Source organism: Limnohabitans sp. Bal53 (genome assembly GCF_003063355.1).
GTDB lineage: Bacteria > Pseudomonadota > Gammaproteobacteria > Burkholderiales > Burkholderiaceae_C > Limnohabitans_A.
The window spans coordinates 222,534-238,429 of sequence record NZ_NESH01000005.1 but is presented as its reverse complement, the minus strand read 5'-3'; the positions used below and the strand labels follow the sequence as shown (position 1 = coordinate 238,429).

Genomic DNA, 15,896 nt, shown 5'->3' with positions numbered 1-15,896 from the left:
ATGTGCTGAGCGCAGGCATGGACTCAGGGCCTGCAAAGACCGACTGCTGCTGAGCCCGCTTCACAAATCGATCACCACATTGCCCACCGTCTGCCCCGCTTCCACGGTGCGGTGCGCCTGCGCCACCTGGTCCAGCGCATAGCGCGCCCCGATGCTGTGCTGCAACTGCTCGGCAGCCAGCATGCCCGACAAGCGCGCCACGGCCGTTTGGCGGTCAGCGGGCGTCAGGTCATAGACCAAAAAAAACTTCACACCCATGGACTGGAACAGCCAGGGCCGAAACGGGAGGGGGACTTCCAGCGCATTCGAGCCGTAGCACACCACTTGGCCGTGCGGGGCCAAAGCACCTTCACTGGCCCAGGCGGCGGTGGTCGAGAAATCCATGTCGATGATCACATCGGCGCCGCGCCCTTGCGTGAGCGCCTTGACGCGCCCCGGCACCGACTCGGTTTTGTAGAACACCGCCTCTTGCATACCCGCAGCGCGGGCGTGCACGGCCTTGGCCTCCGAGCCCACGGTGCCAATCACCCTGCCCCCAGCCAGCGACACCATTTGCGTGATGTAGTGGCCCACCGCCGACGAGGCCCCGGTAACCAAGACCGTCTGCCCGCGCAAATCGCCCGACAGGCGCTCGGCCAGGATGACGGCCTGCACCGCCGTCAGGCCCGGAATGCCCATGCAGGCGCCTGCTGCAAAGTCGACACCTTCGGGCAGGGCCACAGCCTGCGCGGCGGGCAAGGCGATGTATTGCGCGCAGGTGCCCATGGGGCGCTGCCACTGGCCGTTCCACACCCACACCCGCTCGCCCACGCGCGCAGAGGACACCCCTTCGCCCACGGCCTCGATCACGCCTGCGCCATCGCTGTGCGGCACAACCAGCGGATCGTTCACCGGCCGGGCGCGGCGCGACTTGACATCCGAAGGGTTGACGCCCGAGGTGGCCAGACGCACCAGCACCTCACCGGCTTGCGGGCTGGGTGTAGGCAAATCGCCCACCTGCATCACGTCTTGGGCTTCGCCGTTGTGGCTGTACCAGGCTGCTTTCATGAAAGGTCTCCTTGAAAATTAAAAAGGCTTGATCAGCGCCAGCCGTCCCACAAGAGCTTGCAGCCCGTGAGGAACATGCCCAGCCGAATCAGGCGGTAAAACAAATCGGGCTGGATGCGACGCGCCAGCCGCACACCCATCCACACCCCCATGGGGGCCAAGGGCAAGAGGACCAAAGAGGTCGCGAAGTTGCGCCAGTCCAGCAAGCCCAACCAGGCATAAGGCACCCACTTGGCCATGTTGATGAAGAAAAACAGGTACGCGAGCGTGCCGGTGAAGAGGATGGGCTTGAGCTTCAGGCGCATCACATAAGCGTTGACCGGCGGCCCGCCCGCGTGCGCAATGAAGCTGGTGAAGCCCGAGGTGATGAGCAACAAGCCGCCCAGCCAGCGAGGGGGCGGCGGCCCGTTGGGGGCGGGCTTGAAGAGCATTTGCTGCGCCAAGAACAGCAAGGTGAAAGCGCCCACAATGGCCGCCACTTTTTGGGCATCCAGCAACTTGAACAACAAGGCCCCCAGCACAATGCCCACCATGGCATAGGGCACCATGAAGCGCAGCAAGGCCTTGTCCACGTCCTTGCGAAAAGCGGCCATGCCCAGAAGGTCCATCACCAGCAAGACGGGCATCAAAATCGCAGCAGCCTGCGGCACCGTGACGGCCAAGGCCATCATGGGCACGGCCAGGGAGCCAAACCCGGCCCCAAAACCGCTTTTGCTCAAACCCAGCAGCAGCACGGCTGGCACAGCGATCAGGTAAAAAAATGGGTCGGTGATGAGCGGGAAGTTCATGGGCGTGCTGTGGGTTGAGGCATCTTAACGGTCCGCAGAGCCCCGCCCTGTCGCGCAGTTGGAAGGCGGATTGACCGCTGTGTAGCGCCAGATGGATATACCAGCTCTAGACATCCGGACATTCAGGCTTCGAGATCGAAAGACCCTGTACTTTGTGAAGCCTTTAGCCTGCGAGACAGGCGGCTTGTAACGACGCACACACAATACGCCTCCCATCATCACTTGCTCTTAGACACCCATGACTCGCTCCGGTTTGAACGTTCTCGGTGGCGAATTGATCCCCTGCTCTTATGACCCCCTCACGGGTTATTTCAGGGACGGCTGCTGCAACACCAGCGACGAAGACGCAGGCACCCATGTGATCTGCGCCAAAGTCACGCAGGCTTTTCTGGATTTTTCACGCTCGCGTGGCAACGACCTGGTGACGCCCCGCCCCGAACACCGCTTTGCGGGCCTGAAAGCGGGTGACCGTTGGTGCCTGTGCGCGCTGCGCTGGCTCGAAGCCTTTCAAGCCGGGGTGGCCCCGCATGTGGTGCTCGAGTGCACCCACCAAAAAGCCCTGCAGTACGTGACCCTGGAGCAACTGCGCGAGTTCGCTTGGGCCCCCCACTGAGAAAGCCGGCGGGGCGGAGGGCTCACATCATCATGCTGAGCTGGAACACCGAGTTGGGCGCGCGCGGCATGATCGGTGCGGGCAGGGGCTTCAAACGGAACTGACCCAACATGGAGGTGACGCGGGCATCGCGCGGCATGAAAGGCACGGCCACATCGGACAGGGTTTGCGCCTGAAGCAGGGCTTGCATGTTGCTCTGGATGTCGCTTTCCAGGGACTTCATGGGGTGGTCGCCATCGGGGTACAGGGCGTCGAAGCTGTGGATCTCTTCAAAGTGCTGAACCACGTCCCACAAACTGATGTCTTCGGGATTGCCGCGGATCTGGTAGCCGCCACCCGGGCCGCGGTGCGCACGGATCAGGCCTGCCTCGCGCAGCTCTTTCAGAATTGATTCGGTGTACGAAGACGACAGACTCAGGCCGTGGGCGATCTCTTCGGTGGTCACGGGCTTGACCACCGCACGCGAGGTGATGAACACAGCGATGTCAAGGGCTTTGACGGTTTTCTTCTGGATCATGACGTTCTCCGTTAACGATGAGATATTCTATGACCAAGCAGTCATAAAACAACTCATAATTTTGAAATAGCCAAAAATTCATTGAACATGCCTGAAATAGCACTACAAATCCTTGGGGGCCGGGCCCTATGAAACGCCATGTGGCCGCCGTGGTGGTGGCACTGACCAGCTTGCTGGTGGTCGACAGCCATGTGGACTGGGTGCATCAGGACGGCATGCGGCTGTTGGAGGTGAATGGCCAACGCTGGGATGTGCACGGCTGGGCCGCCGAGCAATGGCTGGCGTTGCGCCGCGATTGCACCCCTGTGAGCCGCTGGCCTGGCAACAACCCTTCAGAAAACGCCCCGGACAGCCCCATCGCCCGCGCCGTGCTGACTGCAATCCAGCAGCACAGCCTGCCCGACTCACAAAGCGCCCGTTGGCTGCAACTGCAACAACTGGGCGACTGGAGCGTGGCCGAGGTGGCGTTCGACGTCCTCAAGCCCACACTGGTGGTTTTGCGCCTGCAAGCGGGCCAGTGGCGTGTGCAAGACCAGGCGGTGTGGAGCGGCTCCACCGCGCCTTGGCACAGCGGCGACTTTGTGCGCCGCTACCTGCGCCAGCAGGCACCCGGTTTGCCGCAGGCGCTGCTTGCTTGTATGTGGGTCGACCCAGCGCGATATGGCGCGGGGCCTGGCGGATTGGGCCCCGTTTCAGCCCTCGGGGTACAGCCATGACGTACCGCGTCGTCTGGTTCAAGCGCGACCTGCGTCTGCACGACCATGCGGCGCTGGCGCACGCCGCCACACAAGGGTCGGTGCTGTGCCTGTACATCGTCGAGCCTGATCTTTGGGCGCAGCCGGATGCGGCCTTGCAGCACTTTGAATTTGTACGCGAAACTTTGACCGAACTGCACCACGAACTGCAAGCACTGGGCGGCAGCTTGCAGGTGCGCGTGGGGCCTGCGGTGCAGGTGCTGGCCGCGCTGCACGCGCAAGCGCCTTTTGCCGAACTGGTGGCCCACGAAGAAACCGGCAACGCCTTTACTTATGACCGCGACCTGCAAGTGGGCGCGTGGTGCCGCAGCGCGGGTGTGGGCTGGACAGAGTGGGCGCAGTTTGGCGTGGTGCGGCGCCTCAAAAGCCGCAACACCTGGCAAGCCCGCTGGGAAGCGCACATGGCCGCGCCTCAAGCAGTGCTGCCTGAGTTACGCTTTTATGACGCGCCTGAAAATTCCGGCCCCGAAGTGATGACACCGCCACCCGGCCTGCAGCACAACCCACCTGATCGCCAGCGCGGTGGCCGTCGCTTGGGGCTGGAGACCTTGCACAGTTTTCTGGATGCACGGGCCTTGTCGTATCGGGGTGGTATCTCCTCGCCGCTGTCATCGCCCACCGCCTGTTCTCGCATTTCGACCTACCTGGCTTATGGCTGCATCAGCATGCGCGAGGTGGTGCAACGCACCCGCGCAGCGCTCGATGCCTTGCCCCCACAAGCGGGCAGGCACAAGGCCGGACTGATCGGTTTCATCAGCCGCTTGTATTGGCATTGCCACTTCATCCAAAAGCTCGAAAGCGAGCCCGAGATCGAGTGGCGCAACATGCACCGGGGTTACGACGGCCTGCGCGAAGACGGCTGGAACGACGCCCACTTTGCAGCCCTGACCTCGGCCCGCACCGGCTGGCCCATGGTGGATGCTTGTGTCGTCATGCTCTACCAGACAGGCTGGCTCAACTTCCGCATGCGGGCCATGCTGGTGTCGGTGGCGGCTTATCCGCTGTGGCTGGACTGGCGGCCCGTGGGCCATTGGCTGGCCACGCAGTTTCTGGACTACGAACCCGGCATCCACTGGAGCCAGTTGCAAATGCAGTCGGGCACCACCGGCATCAACACCACACGGGTCTATAACCCGATCAAACAAGCGCAAGACCACGACCCCAAAGGCATTTTTGTGCGCCGCTGGCTGCCCCACATGCGCCGTGTGCCCGACACCTGGTTGTTCGAGCCTTGGCTCATGCCCCCTGAAGTGCAGCGCGACTGCGGCCTGACGGTGGGCAGCGGACCCGACGACGACATTCCCCTGCCCGTGGTGGACTTGGCCGAGGCCACGCGCCAGTCCAAAGCCGCACTGCACGCCCGCCGGGCCGAACCCGGTGTGAAAGCGGGCAAAAAAGCCATCGTCGAGAAACATGCCTCGCGCAAACACGGCACTGGCCACCAACGCGACGTGTTCACCCGCGACAGTGACTCACCCAAGACCGGCCGCCGAAAGTCGGCAAAGACGACTTCACCCGATACACCACCCAGCAACCAGCTGGGCTTTGACTTTTAAACCATGCGCACCACCCTTTTCTGGTTTCGAAACGACTTGCGCCTGCACGACCAACGCGCACTCCAGCAAGCCATAGCCCACGCCCAAGCGCATCAGCAAGCGCTGCTGCTGGTCTATGTGCACGAACCGGTGCAAGACGATGACACCGCCTGGGGATTTCGCCGCATGGGCGCGCACCGCAGGCGCTTTGGGGCCGACACCCTGCAAGACTTGCAAACTTCATTGCAGGGCCTGGGTCAGCGCCTGATGTTGCTGCACGGCCCTGTGGGCGATGTGCTGCCCGCCTGCGCACGCCGGGTCCAAGCAGACACCGTGTTTTGCGAAGACATCGCTGCGCCCGAAGAAGAAGCCCAAGTGCAAGCGCTGATCAACGCGGGCCTCAACGTCAAAACGCTGTGGCAGTCCAGCCTGATCGAACCCAACGCCCTGCCCTTTGCGGCCGAAGACATGCCGCAGGTCTTCACCGAATTTCGCCAGCGCATCGAATCGGCACGGCTCCAGCCCTTGGCACCGCTGCCCGCGCCCACCCAGCTGCCAGCGCCTCCGAGCGACGGCTTGACCAGCTTGCCCGGCTGGACGGAAGACCCCTTCACCCTGCAGCAAGCCCAAACCGAGGGCGATGCGCATGCACGCTCGAACTTTCCATACACCCAAGCGCATTGCCGGGGTGGCGAGACCAGCGCTTTGGCCCACCTGCACAGCTACCTCACCCCACCGTGGCCCGACCGCTACAAACAAACCCGCAACGCCCTGCAAGGCCAGAACACCAGCAGCCACTGGTCGCCTTGGTTGGCCACGGGCGCGCTGTCGGCACGCCGCATTTGGGCCGAGCTTCATGCCTACGAGCAACAGCACGGCAGCAACGACGGCACCTATTGGCTGTGGTTTGAGCTGCTGTGGCGCGACAACTTCCGCATGCTGCACCTGCAACACGGCCCGCAACTTTATGCGGCGCGGGGCTTGTCGAACTTGCCCAAACCCTCACACTTTCCCAAAGACTTTCAGCGCTGGTGCAGCGGCCAAACCGGCGAGCCCATCGTGGACGCGGGCATGCGCGAGTTGGCCGCCACGGGTTTTACCTCCAACCGCATGCGCCAAATCGTGGCCAGCTTTTTGGTGCACGACCTGTCTTGCGACTGGCGCGCAGGCGCGGCCTGGTTCGAATCGCAGCTGGTGGACTTTGACGTCAGCAGCAACCAAGGCAACTGGCTGTACGTGAGCGGGCGCGGCACCGATCCGCGTGCGGGCCGGCGCTTCAACCCCGCCAAACAAACCCAAGACCACGACGCACAAGGGCGCTATCGGCAAGTTTGGCTGGCCTGATAATTCAGCCCATGCCCCATCACATCACCGCCCTGACGGGCGGCATTTTCTTTTCCTTGGCGGCCGGCATGCTGTGGGGCCTCGTTTTTGTAGGCCCGCTGCTTCTGCCCGACTACCCGGCCGCCTTGCAAACCTTCGGACGTTATCTGGCCTTTGGCCTGATCGCCTTGCCTCTGGCCTATATCGACCGCGCCGACATCCGGCGTCTGACCCGCAGCGACTGGCTTGCAGCGCTCAAACTGGCAGCGATTGGCAACGTGCTGTATTACCTGTTTTTGTCCAGCGCCATCTTGCGCGCAGGTGGGGCGTTGCCCACCATGATCATTGGCACGCTGCCCGTGGTGATTGCCATCGCCGCCAACTTGCTCAACCACCAGCGCGACGGGCGTTTTCCGTGGCTGAAGTTGGCACCGCCACTGGCGCTCATTTTGTTGGGCATCGCCTGCGTCAACCACGTGGAGTGGACGGCCCTGGTGCAAGACCCTGCAGCCGACACCACGCGCTATATCACCGGAGCCGCGTTGGCCGTGGGCGCGGTGGTTTGCTGGACCTGGTACCCACTTAAAAACGCCGACTGGCTGCGCGGCCACCCCGATCGCAACCCGCGCATATGGGCCACAGCGCAGGGCATCGCCACCCTGCCGCTGGCCTTGCTGGGCTATGCCGCCTACTGGCTCTGGGCCAGCGCCACCCAAGACCCCTTGCCCATGCCACTGGGCCCTCGCCCTTGGGAGTTTGTCGGCCTCATGTTGGCCATCGGCCTGCTGGCCTCTTGGCTGGGCACCCTGTGCTGGAACGCCGCCAGCCAACGATTGCCCACCGCGCTGGCTGGCCAACTCATCGTGTTTGAAACCCTGGCCGCGCTCAGCTACGCGTTTTGGCTACGCGGCCAGTGGCCCGAGCCGCTCACGCTGGCTGGCATTGCACTGCTGGTGATGGGCGTGATTGGTGGGGTGCGGGTCAAGGCCAAGACATCCAATTGATCGGGCATTGACATGCTGCTTCGCAAAAGGATCGATGTCGGGCCATCAAGACCTGACGTTCCTGGGGCAGGCACAGACACGCGAAGTACAGCGGGGAGTCACACCGTCAATTCAAAGTCTGCTTCGCAGCCGCACGCGCCCGCGCCGCGTGCAGTTTTTTATAGCTGTCGAGCAGGCGCTGATGGCGGTCCAAGCCGTCCAGCTGCAGGCTAGTCGGCGTGAGGCCATGAAAACGAACGCTGCCGTCCACCGAACCAATGGCCGCATTCATGCGCTCGTCGCCAAACATGCGCCTGAAGTTCCGCTCGTAATCTTCTAAAGCCAAGTCCTCGCCCAGCGTGACTTCCAGCACCACATTCAAGGCTTGGTAAAACAAACGGCGCTCCACCGTGTTGTCGTTGTACTGCAGGAAAGCACCCACCAGTTCGTGGGCTTCTTCGAGCTGCTGCAAAGCCAGATGAATCAAGAGCTTGAGCTCCATCACCGTGAGCTGCCCCCACACCGTATTGTCGTCAAACTCGATGCCGATCAGGGTGGCGATGTCCAGGTAATCGTCGAGCTCGTTGTTCTCCAAGCGCTCCAGCAAGGCCTCCAGCGCTTCGTCATCCAAGTGGTGCAGATTCAGCACATCAGCGCGGAACAACAGCGCTTTGTTGGTGTTGTCCCAAATCAGGTCGTCAACCGGGTAGACCTCGGAATAGCCCGGCACCAAGATGCGGCAGGCGGTGGCGCCGAGTTGGTCGTGCACCGTCACATAGGCTTCTTTGCCCATGGCCTGCAAGATGCCGAACAGCGTGGCGGCCTCTTGCGCGGTGGCATCGGCTCCCTTGGCAGAAAAGTCCCACTCCACAAATTCAAAGTCCGATTGCGCGCTGAAAAACCGCCACGACACAATGCCGCTGGAGTCGATGAAGTGCTCCACAAAGTTGTTGGGCTCGGTCACCGCGTTGCTGATGAAAGTCGGCGCGGGCAAGTCGTTCAGGCCCTCAAAACTGCGGCCTTGCAGCAGCTCGGTCAGGCTGCGCTCCAGCGCCACTTCCATGCGGGGGTGTGCGCCAAAGGACGCAAACACACCGCCGGTGCGCGGGTTCATCAGGGTCACGCACATCACCGGGTACACCCCGCCGAGCGACGCGTCTTTGACCAAGACCGGAAAGCCCTGCGCTTCCAAAGCCTCGATGCCGGCCACGATGCCGGGGTATTTGGCGAGCACATCCTGCGGCACGTCGGGCAAGGCCATTTCGCCTTCCAAGATCTCGCGCTTGACGGCCCGTTCAAAAATTTCTGACAGGCACTGCACCTGCGCTTCGACCAGTGTGTTGCCCGCGCTCATGCCGTTGCTCACAAACAGGTTTTCCACCAAGTTCGACGGGAAGTACACGACTTCCCCATCGGACTGGCGCACATAGGGCAGCGCACAAATGCCGCGCGAGGAGTTGCCCGAGTTGGTGTCGAACAGGTGCGAGGCCTTGAGCTCGCCGTCGGGGTTGTAAATGGCCAAGCAATGCTTGTCCAACAAACCTTTGGGCAACGCGTCGCGCTTGCCCGGCGGGAACCAACGCTCGCGGGGGTCGTGCACAAAGTCGGCTTGCGCGATGTCTTCGCCAAAAAACACGCCCGCGTAAAAGTGGTTGTTGTTCAGGCGCTCGATGTATTCACCCAGCGCCGAGGCCAAAGCGCTTTCTTTGGTCGAGCCCTTGCCGTTGGTGAAGCACATGGGCGAATGCGCGTCGCGGATGTGCAGCGACCACACATTGGGCACCAGGTTGCGCCACGACGCGATTTCGATCTTGATACCCAGGTTGGCCAACACCGCCGTCATGTTGGCGATGGTCTGCTCCAGCGGCAAGTCCTTGCCTGCGATGCGGGTCTGCGCTTGCGCATCGGGGTTGAGCGAGAGCAAAGCTTGCGCGTCGGCGTCCAGGTTGTCCACCGCTTCAACGATGAAAGTGGGGCCCGCTTGAATCGCCTTTTTGACCGTGCAGCGGTCAATCGACCGCAAAATGCCGACCCGGTCTTTTTCAGACATGTCGGCTGGCAACTCCACCTGGATCTTGATGGTCTGCAGGTAGCGGTTGTCGGGGTCCACGATGTTGTTTTGCGACAGGCGGATGTGCTCGGTGGAAATGCCGCGCGTCTCGCAATACAGCTTCACAAAATACGCCGCGCACAAAGCCGACGAAGCCAAAAAATAATCAAACGGCCCCGGTGCCGAGCCATCGCCCTTGTAGCGAATCGGCTGATCGGCCAGCACGGTGAAGTCGTCAAACTTGGCCTCCAGGCGAAGTTTGTCGAGAAAATTGACTTTGATTTCCATGCTGTGCTTCCGGGAAATAGATGTGCCACCAGCAGGTGGGGATGAGAAAAATGGTGTGTAGTTTGCCTGAGCTGGTAGGGCTCGGGTTGGGGCGCTGCCAATTGGTCGTGCAAGTGAACACCGACAAGCAAGCTCCAACCACCAACCGGCCAACCCCTCACAATGCGACCCTTTGGCACAGTTGATCGCGCCTGTGCTTATCCGTTTGCAGCAGACCTTAATGTTAAAACGTTAAAATAAACACTTAAGTTTTATATTTTTAACATCAGGAGCAAATGGAAATGGACAAATCAAACCCATCAGCAGCGGTCCTTTGGTTTTTGAGCTTATGCGCTGCCAGCGCCATGGCCAATCCAGCTGATCAAATGCAAAAAGCAGTCAAAACCGGTGGTCAAGCCAGCAGCAACGCCGCCGCCAGTGCCGGGCACAGCTTGGTCGCTACAGGTCAATTGGCATCAGGGGTTGTCGCTACGCCATTGCTCGCCAGTGGTGCCATTGCGGTCGGCGTCGGTAGTGCCGCATTACATGCAGGGGACTCGCTGATGAGCGCAGCAACCAGCCCAATTGGCACCCCACTGCCTGTGACCGATGAAACCATTTCCATCATTGCGCCCAACAAGGCTCTGCAACAGCCCGCTGCCAACAATTGATTGCCCAACATGCGTCAACTCATCCTCTGCATTCTGAGCCTGTGCCTGTGGGGCACATCCGTCGCAGCACCGGGGTTCAGCTCAGCCAGCCTTGGGGGCGGCGAAACTACTCACTTCAAAGCCGATGAGATCATCACTTTTGCCAAGAAAGTGGAACGTACTCTGGCCAGCAAAGGTGCACACGTGGCCATCCTTGCCCGCATGGGACGCCCACTGTCGGAGATGCCACGGGGTATGCACTTCACACATGTTGCCTTCGTGGTGTACTCAAAAATCCAGACCGCCGATGGCCGAACGCTGCCCGGCTACGCCATCCACAACCTTTACCAATACGACGATAAACCCGACAGAAGCCGTCTGGTGCTGGATTACCCCGTGGACTTCTTTTCTGGCGTGGCACACATGGAGGCGGGCATCCTGATCCCATCCGCCGAACTGCAACAACGCCTCATCAAAGTGATCACCTCACCCGCCTATGCGGCACTGCACGAACCACGCTACTCGGTCATTGCCAACCCCTACAACGAAGGCCGCCAGAACTGCACCGAATTCGTACTCGACGTGATCAATGCCGCCATCTACCAAACCTCTGACATCAAGCAGCTCAAGCAAGTTTCTCAAAAATACTTTGTTGCCCAACCCGTTGAAGTGAACCCATTCAAACTCATGCTGGGCGCGGTCTTCAGCGCCGAAGTGGCCACAACAGACCACCCCGGCAAGCCCGCAACCGCCACCTTCGAGCGCATCAGCGACTACCTGCTCAAGTACGACCAAGGCGCGGAAGCTTTGACTGTCAAGCCTTAGACCAGCATTGAATCAACCACGCAATTCGTGAACAACTGATTACAATCAACATGTACACGATCAAACGCATGCCCGAGTTTGATGAGTGGCTGGCCAGCCTGCGAGACGGCATGACACGCATCCGACTGACCCGACGGCTCGAAAAAGTTCAGCGCGGTTTGCTGGGCGATGTGGCCCCTGTGGGAGAAGGCGTCAGCGAAATGCGGGAATTCTTTGGTCCCGGCTGGCGCATGTATTTCGTCGAGCGGGACGGCATGCTGATCGTGATGATTGGCGGTGGAGACAAGTCCACACAATCCGAAGACATTGCCCGCGCCATTGCATTGAGCAGAACCATCATGGAGTGATTGAGCATGACCCGAAAAATCAAAGCCACCGATCTGCCAGACTTCGACATGGCAGAACACCTCAAGACCGATGAGGACGTGGCCAACTACCTGACGCTGGTTCTGGAAGAAAACGACCCCGCAGAGTTGACCCACGCTTTGGGCACCATCGCCCGCGCACGCGGCATGACCGAAGTCGCCCGAGCGTCGGGCCTGACCCGTGAAGCACTCTACAAAGCACTGCGCCCCACATCGCATCCGCGCTTTGACACGATTTCCCGAGTCTGCACCGCACTGGGGGTGAAGCTGGTGGCGCAACCGGTGCAAACTTAAGCCGCTTGCATTTCTTTGCTGGCGCTCTTGACCCTGGAAATCAGTTATCGCACTTTGCTGCAACCCGACCATCTTTCAAAAAATAGCCCGGTGGGGAGACTGGTGTGTGTCATTGAACGGCCAAGGCCACAGAGCTAGCGCAAACGAAGGGCCTTAACCCCAGAGCTTTTTGACCCGCGCGTCCCGACCACAACTCAAGCGATAGTAGCTGTAGAGCAGCGCGTTCTTCTTGTAGTAGTCCTGGTGGTAGTCCTCGGCCAAGTAAAACGCTGAGCTGGGCGCCAACTCGGTATGAATGGTGCTGAATCGGCCGCTCTTGATCAAGGCGTCGCGGCTGGCTTCGGCGGTGGCGCGTTCGGCCTCATTTTGCCAATAAATCCCGCTGCGGTATTGCGGGCCCACATCACAAAACTGCTGGTCTTTGACGGTCGGGTCGATGTGCCGCCAAAAGTAGTCGACCAACTGCGCGTAACTCACTTGGCTGGGGTCGTACAGCACCCGCACCGCCTCGGTGTGGCCCGTGTGGCCGGCGCTGACTTGCTCGTAGGTGGGCTGGGGCGTTTGGCCAGCCGTGTAGCCCGACTCAACGGCCACCACACCCGCCAATTTCTCAAAGTCGGCCTCGATGCACCAGAAACAACCACCTGCAAACAAGGCGTAAGCCATGGGCTTGCCGTTGACCACGGGCGCCGCCGCCACCTCGGTGGGCGTGGTCTGGGCCGCAGGGGCTTGGCCCGCGCTGGAAGACTGGCTGGGCGTGCAAGCCGTCAACAGACAAGCGCCAGCGGCCCATGCCATGACCAACCAACGCAGGGGCTTTGAAACAATCGTGCGGTTCATGGTCATGTCCTCAATGCGGGAAGGGCTTGGCCTTCGGGCACAAACGCCAAGGCCACGCCGTTGTTGCAAAAGCGCTGGCCCGTGGGTTTGGGTCCGTCATCGAACACATGGCCGTGGTGCCCGCCACAGCGCGAGCAGTGGTATTCGGTGCGCGGGTAGATGAGCTTGAAATCGGTGGACGTGCCCAAAGCACCCGGCAAGGCTTGGAAAAAACTGGGCCAACCCGTGCCGCTCTCGTATTTGTGGGCCGCGCTGAACAAGGGCAAGTTGCAGGCCACGCACACAAAGGTGCCGGGCCGTTTCTCGGCATTGAGCGGGCTGCTGCCTGGGCGCTCGGTGCCGTGCTCGAACAACACCGCATACGCACCCGGCGCAAGCAACTTGCGCCACTCGGCTTTGGTTTTTGTCAATGGAAAAGCGGCAGCCACCGCCCTCATGGGCACCAAGGCGCTGGCCAGCCAAGCTGAAATGATTTTGAACATGTGGCGTCGTTTCATGGGAGTGTCCTGGTGGGTTGCTGAAACACGGGGCTTCATGAAGCTATTCGTGCGGCCAGCCGAAAAGTTACAGCACCATCCGCATGGATGGGCTTGATTGTCCTGGTTTTGGACACAAGAAACATCGGTTGATGTGCCATAAACCCCCAATGGTTCAACTGCTCCCAGGCCTTATCCAGCAGCTTCATGCACACAATCTGTAGGAATGCAGTTTTTCAAGTAAAAACGCAGCCCCAGTCTCCCGAGTGCTGCGTTTTGACTTGCAAGCCCTTCCGGGCCTGTGCCTCAATACACCGGCTGATGCTGCTTCAAACTCGCGATCACATCGGCTGTCAGCGCAAAGCCCTGACCGTATGCGGCAGCCAATTCAGCACACCGCTTGGCAAACGCATCCACGCCCTGGCCATAGATGAATTGCAGCGCACCGCCCGTCCAGGCCGGGAAGCCGATGCCGAAGATCGAGCCGATGTTGCCGTCGTGCACCGAGGTCAGCACGCCTTCTTGCAGGCAGCGGGCGGTTTCCACGGCTTGGCGGTACAGCAGGCGGTCTTTGATGTCTTGCTGGCTGTAGGCCACGTCGGCTTTTTCAAAGTGGGTTTTCAGTTCAGGCCACAGCGTCTTTTTCTGGCCTGCGGGGTAGTCGTAAAAACCACCGCCTGCGGCGCGACCAGGGCGCTTGAGTTCTTTGACCATGCGCTCGACCAGCAACTCGCCGGGCGTGGCGGTGTGGGCCCGGCCTTCTTTGGCGAAGTCCTCGCGGGTTTGGTCCAGCACATGCACCGACAGCGACAGCGCGGTTTCGTCCAGCACGGCCAGCGGGCCGACTGGCATGCCCACTTGCATGGCCAGATTTTCGATCACGGGGGCTGGGATGCCCTCGCCCAGCATGGCCGCGCCTTCCATCACAAAGGTGCCAAAAGTGCGGCTGGTGTAAAAGCCGCGCGAGTCGTTCACCACAATCGGCAGCTTGCCCAGCGCCTGCACATAGTCGTACGCACGGGCAATGGTCTCGTCGTCGGTCTGTGCACCGCGAATGATCTCCACCAGCTGCATCTTGTCTACGGGGCTGAAGAAATGGATGCCGACGAATTTGTTGGCATTGGCGCTGGCCGTGGCCAAGCCGCTGATGGGCAAGGTGGAGGTGTTGCTGGCAAAGAAGCCGCCTTCGGCCAGCATGGGCTCGGCCTCTTGCGTGACGCGGGCTTTGAGTTCGCGGTTTTCAAACACGGCTTCGATGATCAGGTCGCAGCCCTTCAGGTCTGCGGCGCTGGCCGTAGGCTGGATGAGTGACAACAATGCCGCTTGTTTGTCTGTGGTCATGCGGCCTTTGTCCACGCGCTTTTGCGTGAGCTTGTGGCTGTAGGCCTTGCCTTTTTCGGCGGCTTCTTGGCTCACGTCTTTGAGCACCGTGGCGATGCCCCGGCTGGCTTGTGAATACGCAATGCCCGAGCCCATCATGCCTGCGCCCAAGATGCCCACTTTTTTGGGCTTGTAGCGCGGTGCAGCCTTGGGTCGGCTTTGGCCACCCTTGATGCTGTTCATGTTGAAGAAGAAGGTGTTGATCATGTTGCGCGCCACCTGGCTGGTCATCAGACCCGCCAGATATCGGCTTTCGATGCGCATGGCGGTGTCAAAGTCCACCATCGCACCTTCGACCATGGCGGCCAACGCCGCTTCGGGCGCAGGGTACAGACCGCGTGTTTTTTGCTTGAGCACGGCCGGGGCCACGCTCAGCATGCCCGCGATCTTGGGGTTGCTCGGCGTGCCGCCGGGCATTTTGTAGTCCTTGCGGTCCCACAGGTGTTGGGCCGCTTCGGGCTGGCCTTGGCTTGCGGCAATGTGCGCCAGAGCGCGGGGGCGAAGCTGGTCGTCACTGGCCACGATCTCGTGCACCAGGCCCAGCTTTTGTGCTTCTTCGGGGCCAAAGAGTTTGCTCTCCAGCACATAGGGCTGCGCGGCCAGCAAGCCCAGTTGGCGCGTCATTTTGGTGATGCCACCACCACCGGGAATCAAGCCCAGCGTGACCTCGGGCAGGCCGAATTGTGTTTTGGGGTTGGCAGTGGCGATGCGGTGGTGGCCGATCAGCGCCACTTCCCAGCCACCCCCCAGGGCCGAGCCATTGAGGCAGCTGACCACGGGCACGCCTTGCGTCTCAATGGTGCGGAAAGCTTTCTTGATGCCTTCGATGTCGGCAAAGACACGCGGGCCGTCCGAGGCTTGTGAGCGCATCACGCCCTTGAGGTCGGCTCCTGCAAAAAAGGTGGACTTGGCCGAGGCCAGGACGATACCTTTCAAAGCCGCCTTGTCTTTGGCCACTTGCTCGGCCGCCTGAGTCAGGTCGGCCTGCCATTGCAGGCACATGGTGTTGACCGGCGAGCCCTGCTCGTCAAAGGTGATGGTGGCGATGCCGTCAGCCAGTTCGTAGCGCAGTGTTTTCAAAATCATGTTTTGTCTCCTTCAGGTCATTGGTGATTGCTCATGGCGGCTTCATTTTTTCCGTGATTGCGAGCTTGATACGTCATTGCGAACTTGAAACGTCATTGCGAA

16 protein-coding genes are annotated in these 15,896 nt (G+C 60.9%); 9 read left to right on the top strand and 7 right to left on the bottom strand.

All coding sequences use genetic code 11. The features are described from left to right. Positions 1–60: 60 nt before the first annotated feature. Both B9Z50_RS14055 and B9Z50_RS14050 read right to left on the bottom strand, forming a co-directional pair. The gene (locus B9Z50_RS14055) at positions 61–1,047 is read right to left on the bottom strand and encodes an NADPH:quinone reductase (protein WP_108365376.1); all 987 of its coding nucleotides are present in this window, start codon (positions 1,045–1,047) and stop codon (positions 61–63) included. A 32-nt stretch (positions 1,048–1,079) separates the two neighbouring features. Beyond that, on the bottom strand, positions 1,080–1,835 hold the full coding sequence (locus B9Z50_RS14050; protein WP_108365375.1) for a sulfite exporter TauE/SafE family protein: 756 nt from the start codon (positions 1,833–1,835) through the stop codon (positions 1,080–1,082). Between the two features lie 238 nt (positions 1,836–2,073). Here B9Z50_RS14050 and B9Z50_RS14045 point away from each other — a divergent pair, with 238 nt between their 5' ends. Beyond that, complete coding sequence (locus tag B9Z50_RS14045) at positions 2,074–2,448, top strand: DUF2237 family protein (protein WP_108365373.1); 375 nt, start codon at positions 2,074–2,076, stop codon at positions 2,446–2,448. 22 nt (positions 2,449–2,470) lie between these two features. Here B9Z50_RS14045 and B9Z50_RS14040 read toward each other — a convergent pair whose 3' ends face one another. Continuing rightward, positions 2,471–2,965: an Rrf2 family transcriptional regulator gene (locus tag B9Z50_RS14040; protein ID WP_108365371.1), complete on the bottom strand. Its 495-nt coding sequence runs from the start codon at positions 2,963–2,965 to the stop codon at positions 2,471–2,473. Between the two features lie 128 nt (positions 2,966–3,093). Here B9Z50_RS14040 and B9Z50_RS14035 point away from each other — a divergent pair, with 128 nt between their 5' ends. From B9Z50_RS14035 to B9Z50_RS14020, 4 genes are read left to right on the top strand one after another with little or no spacing between them, the layout of a single operon-like run. Then, on the top strand, positions 3,094–3,681 hold the full coding sequence (locus B9Z50_RS14035) for a hypothetical protein (protein ID WP_108365369.1): 588 nt from the start codon (positions 3,094–3,096) through the stop codon (positions 3,679–3,681). Continuing rightward, on the top strand, positions 3,678–5,276 hold the full coding sequence (locus tag B9Z50_RS14030; RefSeq protein ID WP_108365367.1) for a cryptochrome/deoxyribodipyrimidine photo-lyase family protein: 1,599 nt from the start codon (positions 3,678–3,680) through the stop codon (positions 5,274–5,276). Before B9Z50_RS14035 ends, B9Z50_RS14030 begins: the two co-directional genes overlap by 4 nt. Positions 5,277–5,279: 3 nt before the next feature. After that, positions 5,280–6,599, top strand: coding sequence for a DASH family cryptochrome (locus B9Z50_RS14025; protein ID WP_108365365.1), 1,320 nt, complete (start codon positions 5,280–5,282; stop codon positions 6,597–6,599). Between the two features lie 11 nt (positions 6,600–6,610). Then, positions 6,611–7,582: a DMT family transporter gene (locus tag B9Z50_RS14020; RefSeq protein WP_199221748.1), complete on the top strand. Its 972-nt coding sequence runs from the start codon at positions 6,611–6,613 to the stop codon at positions 7,580–7,582. A gap of 106 nt (positions 7,583–7,688) precedes the next feature. Here B9Z50_RS14020 and B9Z50_RS14015 read toward each other — a convergent pair whose 3' ends face one another. Beyond that, positions 7,689–9,899 carry an OsmC domain/YcaO domain-containing protein gene (locus tag B9Z50_RS14015; RefSeq protein ID WP_108365363.1) on the bottom strand — a complete coding sequence of 737 codons (2,211 nt, stop codon included), beginning with the start codon at positions 9,897–9,899 and terminating at the stop codon, positions 7,689–7,691. A gap of 365 nt (positions 9,900–10,264) precedes the next feature. Between B9Z50_RS14015 and B9Z50_RS14010 the strand changes: the two genes are divergently transcribed. The 4 genes from B9Z50_RS14010 to B9Z50_RS13995 are packed head-to-tail and all read left to right on the top strand — an operon-like array spanning position 10,265 to position 12,012. Further along, on the top strand, positions 10,265–10,549 hold the full coding sequence (locus tag B9Z50_RS14010; protein WP_146183221.1) for a hypothetical protein: 285 nt from the start codon (positions 10,265–10,267) through the stop codon (positions 10,547–10,549). Positions 10,550–10,558: 9 nt separating this feature from the next. After that, positions 10,559–11,353 (top strand): DUF2145 domain-containing protein, encoded by a 795-nt coding sequence (locus B9Z50_RS14005; protein ID WP_108365456.1) that lies wholly within the window; start codon positions 10,559–10,561, stop codon positions 11,351–11,353. Between the two features lie 50 nt (positions 11,354–11,403). Beyond that, positions 11,404–11,700, top strand: a complete 297-nt coding sequence (locus B9Z50_RS14000) for a type II toxin-antitoxin system RelE/ParE family toxin (protein WP_108365359.1) — start codon at positions 11,404–11,406, stop codon at positions 11,698–11,700. Between the two features lie 6 nt (positions 11,701–11,706). Beyond that, positions 11,707–12,012, top strand: a complete 306-nt coding sequence (locus B9Z50_RS13995) for an addiction module antidote protein (RefSeq protein WP_199221747.1) — start codon at positions 11,707–11,709, stop codon at positions 12,010–12,012. A 153-nt stretch (positions 12,013–12,165) separates the two neighbouring features. On the opposite strand, the gene msrA is transcribed toward B9Z50_RS13995, so the two are convergent. From msrA to B9Z50_RS13980, 3 genes are all read right to left on the bottom strand, one after another. Then, entirely contained in the window at positions 12,166–12,852 is a 687-nt protein-coding gene (msrA, locus tag B9Z50_RS13990) for a peptide-methionine (S)-S-oxide reductase MsrA (RefSeq protein WP_233249882.1), read from the bottom strand. Between the two features lie 2 nt (positions 12,853–12,854). After that, the gene (gene msrB / locus B9Z50_RS13985) at positions 12,855–13,349 is read right to left on the bottom strand and encodes a peptide-methionine (R)-S-oxide reductase MsrB (RefSeq protein ID WP_108365355.1); all 495 of its coding nucleotides are present in this window, start codon (positions 13,347–13,349) and stop codon (positions 12,855–12,857) included. A 285-nt stretch (positions 13,350–13,634) separates the two neighbouring features. Further along, the gene (locus B9Z50_RS13980) at positions 13,635–15,788 is read right to left on the bottom strand and encodes a 3-hydroxyacyl-CoA dehydrogenase NAD-binding domain-containing protein (RefSeq protein WP_108365454.1); all 2,154 of its coding nucleotides are present in this window, start codon (positions 15,786–15,788) and stop codon (positions 13,635–13,637) included. Positions 15,789–15,896 lie beyond the last annotated feature (108 nt).

Coding starts and splice junctions, on each gene's coding strand:
- B9Z50_RS14055 (WP_108365376.1), bottom strand. CDS start 1,047: ATGAAAGCAGCCTGGTACAGCCACAACGGCGAAGCCCAAGACGTGATG.
- B9Z50_RS14030 (WP_108365367.1), top strand. CDS start 3,678: ATGACGTACCGCGTCGTCTGGTTCAAGCGCGACCTGCGTCTGCACGAC.
- B9Z50_RS14045 (WP_108365373.1), top strand. CDS start 2,074: ATGACTCGCTCCGGTTTGAACGTTCTCGGTGGCGAATTGATCCCCTGC.
- B9Z50_RS14020 (WP_199221748.1), top strand. CDS start 6,611: ATGCCCCATCACATCACCGCCCTGACGGGCGGCATTTTCTTTTCCTTG.
- B9Z50_RS14050 (WP_108365375.1), bottom strand. CDS start 1,835: ATGAACTTCCCGCTCATCACCGACCCATTTTTTTACCTGATCGCTGTG.
- B9Z50_RS14040 (WP_108365371.1), bottom strand. CDS start 2,965: ATGATCCAGAAGAAAACCGTCAAAGCCCTTGACATCGCTGTGTTCATC.
- B9Z50_RS14025 (WP_108365365.1), top strand. CDS start 5,280: ATGCGCACCACCCTTTTCTGGTTTCGAAACGACTTGCGCCTGCACGAC.
- B9Z50_RS13995 (WP_199221747.1), top strand. CDS start 11,707: ATGACCCGAAAAATCAAAGCCACCGATCTGCCAGACTTCGACATGGCA.
- msrB (WP_108365355.1), bottom strand. CDS start 13,349: ATGAAACGACGCCACATGTTCAAAATCATTTCAGCTTGGCTGGCCAGC.
- B9Z50_RS14015 (WP_108365363.1), bottom strand. CDS start 9,899: ATGGAAATCAAAGTCAATTTTCTCGACAAACTTCGCCTGGAGGCCAAG.
- B9Z50_RS14010 (WP_146183221.1), top strand. CDS start 10,265: ATGCAAAAAGCAGTCAAAACCGGTGGTCAAGCCAGCAGCAACGCCGCC.
- msrA (WP_233249882.1), bottom strand. CDS start 12,852: ATGAACCGCACGATTGTTTCAAAGCCCCTGCGTTGGTTGGTCATGGCA.
- B9Z50_RS14005 (WP_108365456.1), top strand. CDS start 10,559: ATGCGTCAACTCATCCTCTGCATTCTGAGCCTGTGCCTGTGGGGCACA.
- B9Z50_RS14035 (WP_108365369.1), top strand. CDS start 3,094: ATGAAACGCCATGTGGCCGCCGTGGTGGTGGCACTGACCAGCTTGCTG.
- B9Z50_RS14000 (WP_108365359.1), top strand. CDS start 11,404: ATGTACACGATCAAACGCATGCCCGAGTTTGATGAGTGGCTGGCCAGC.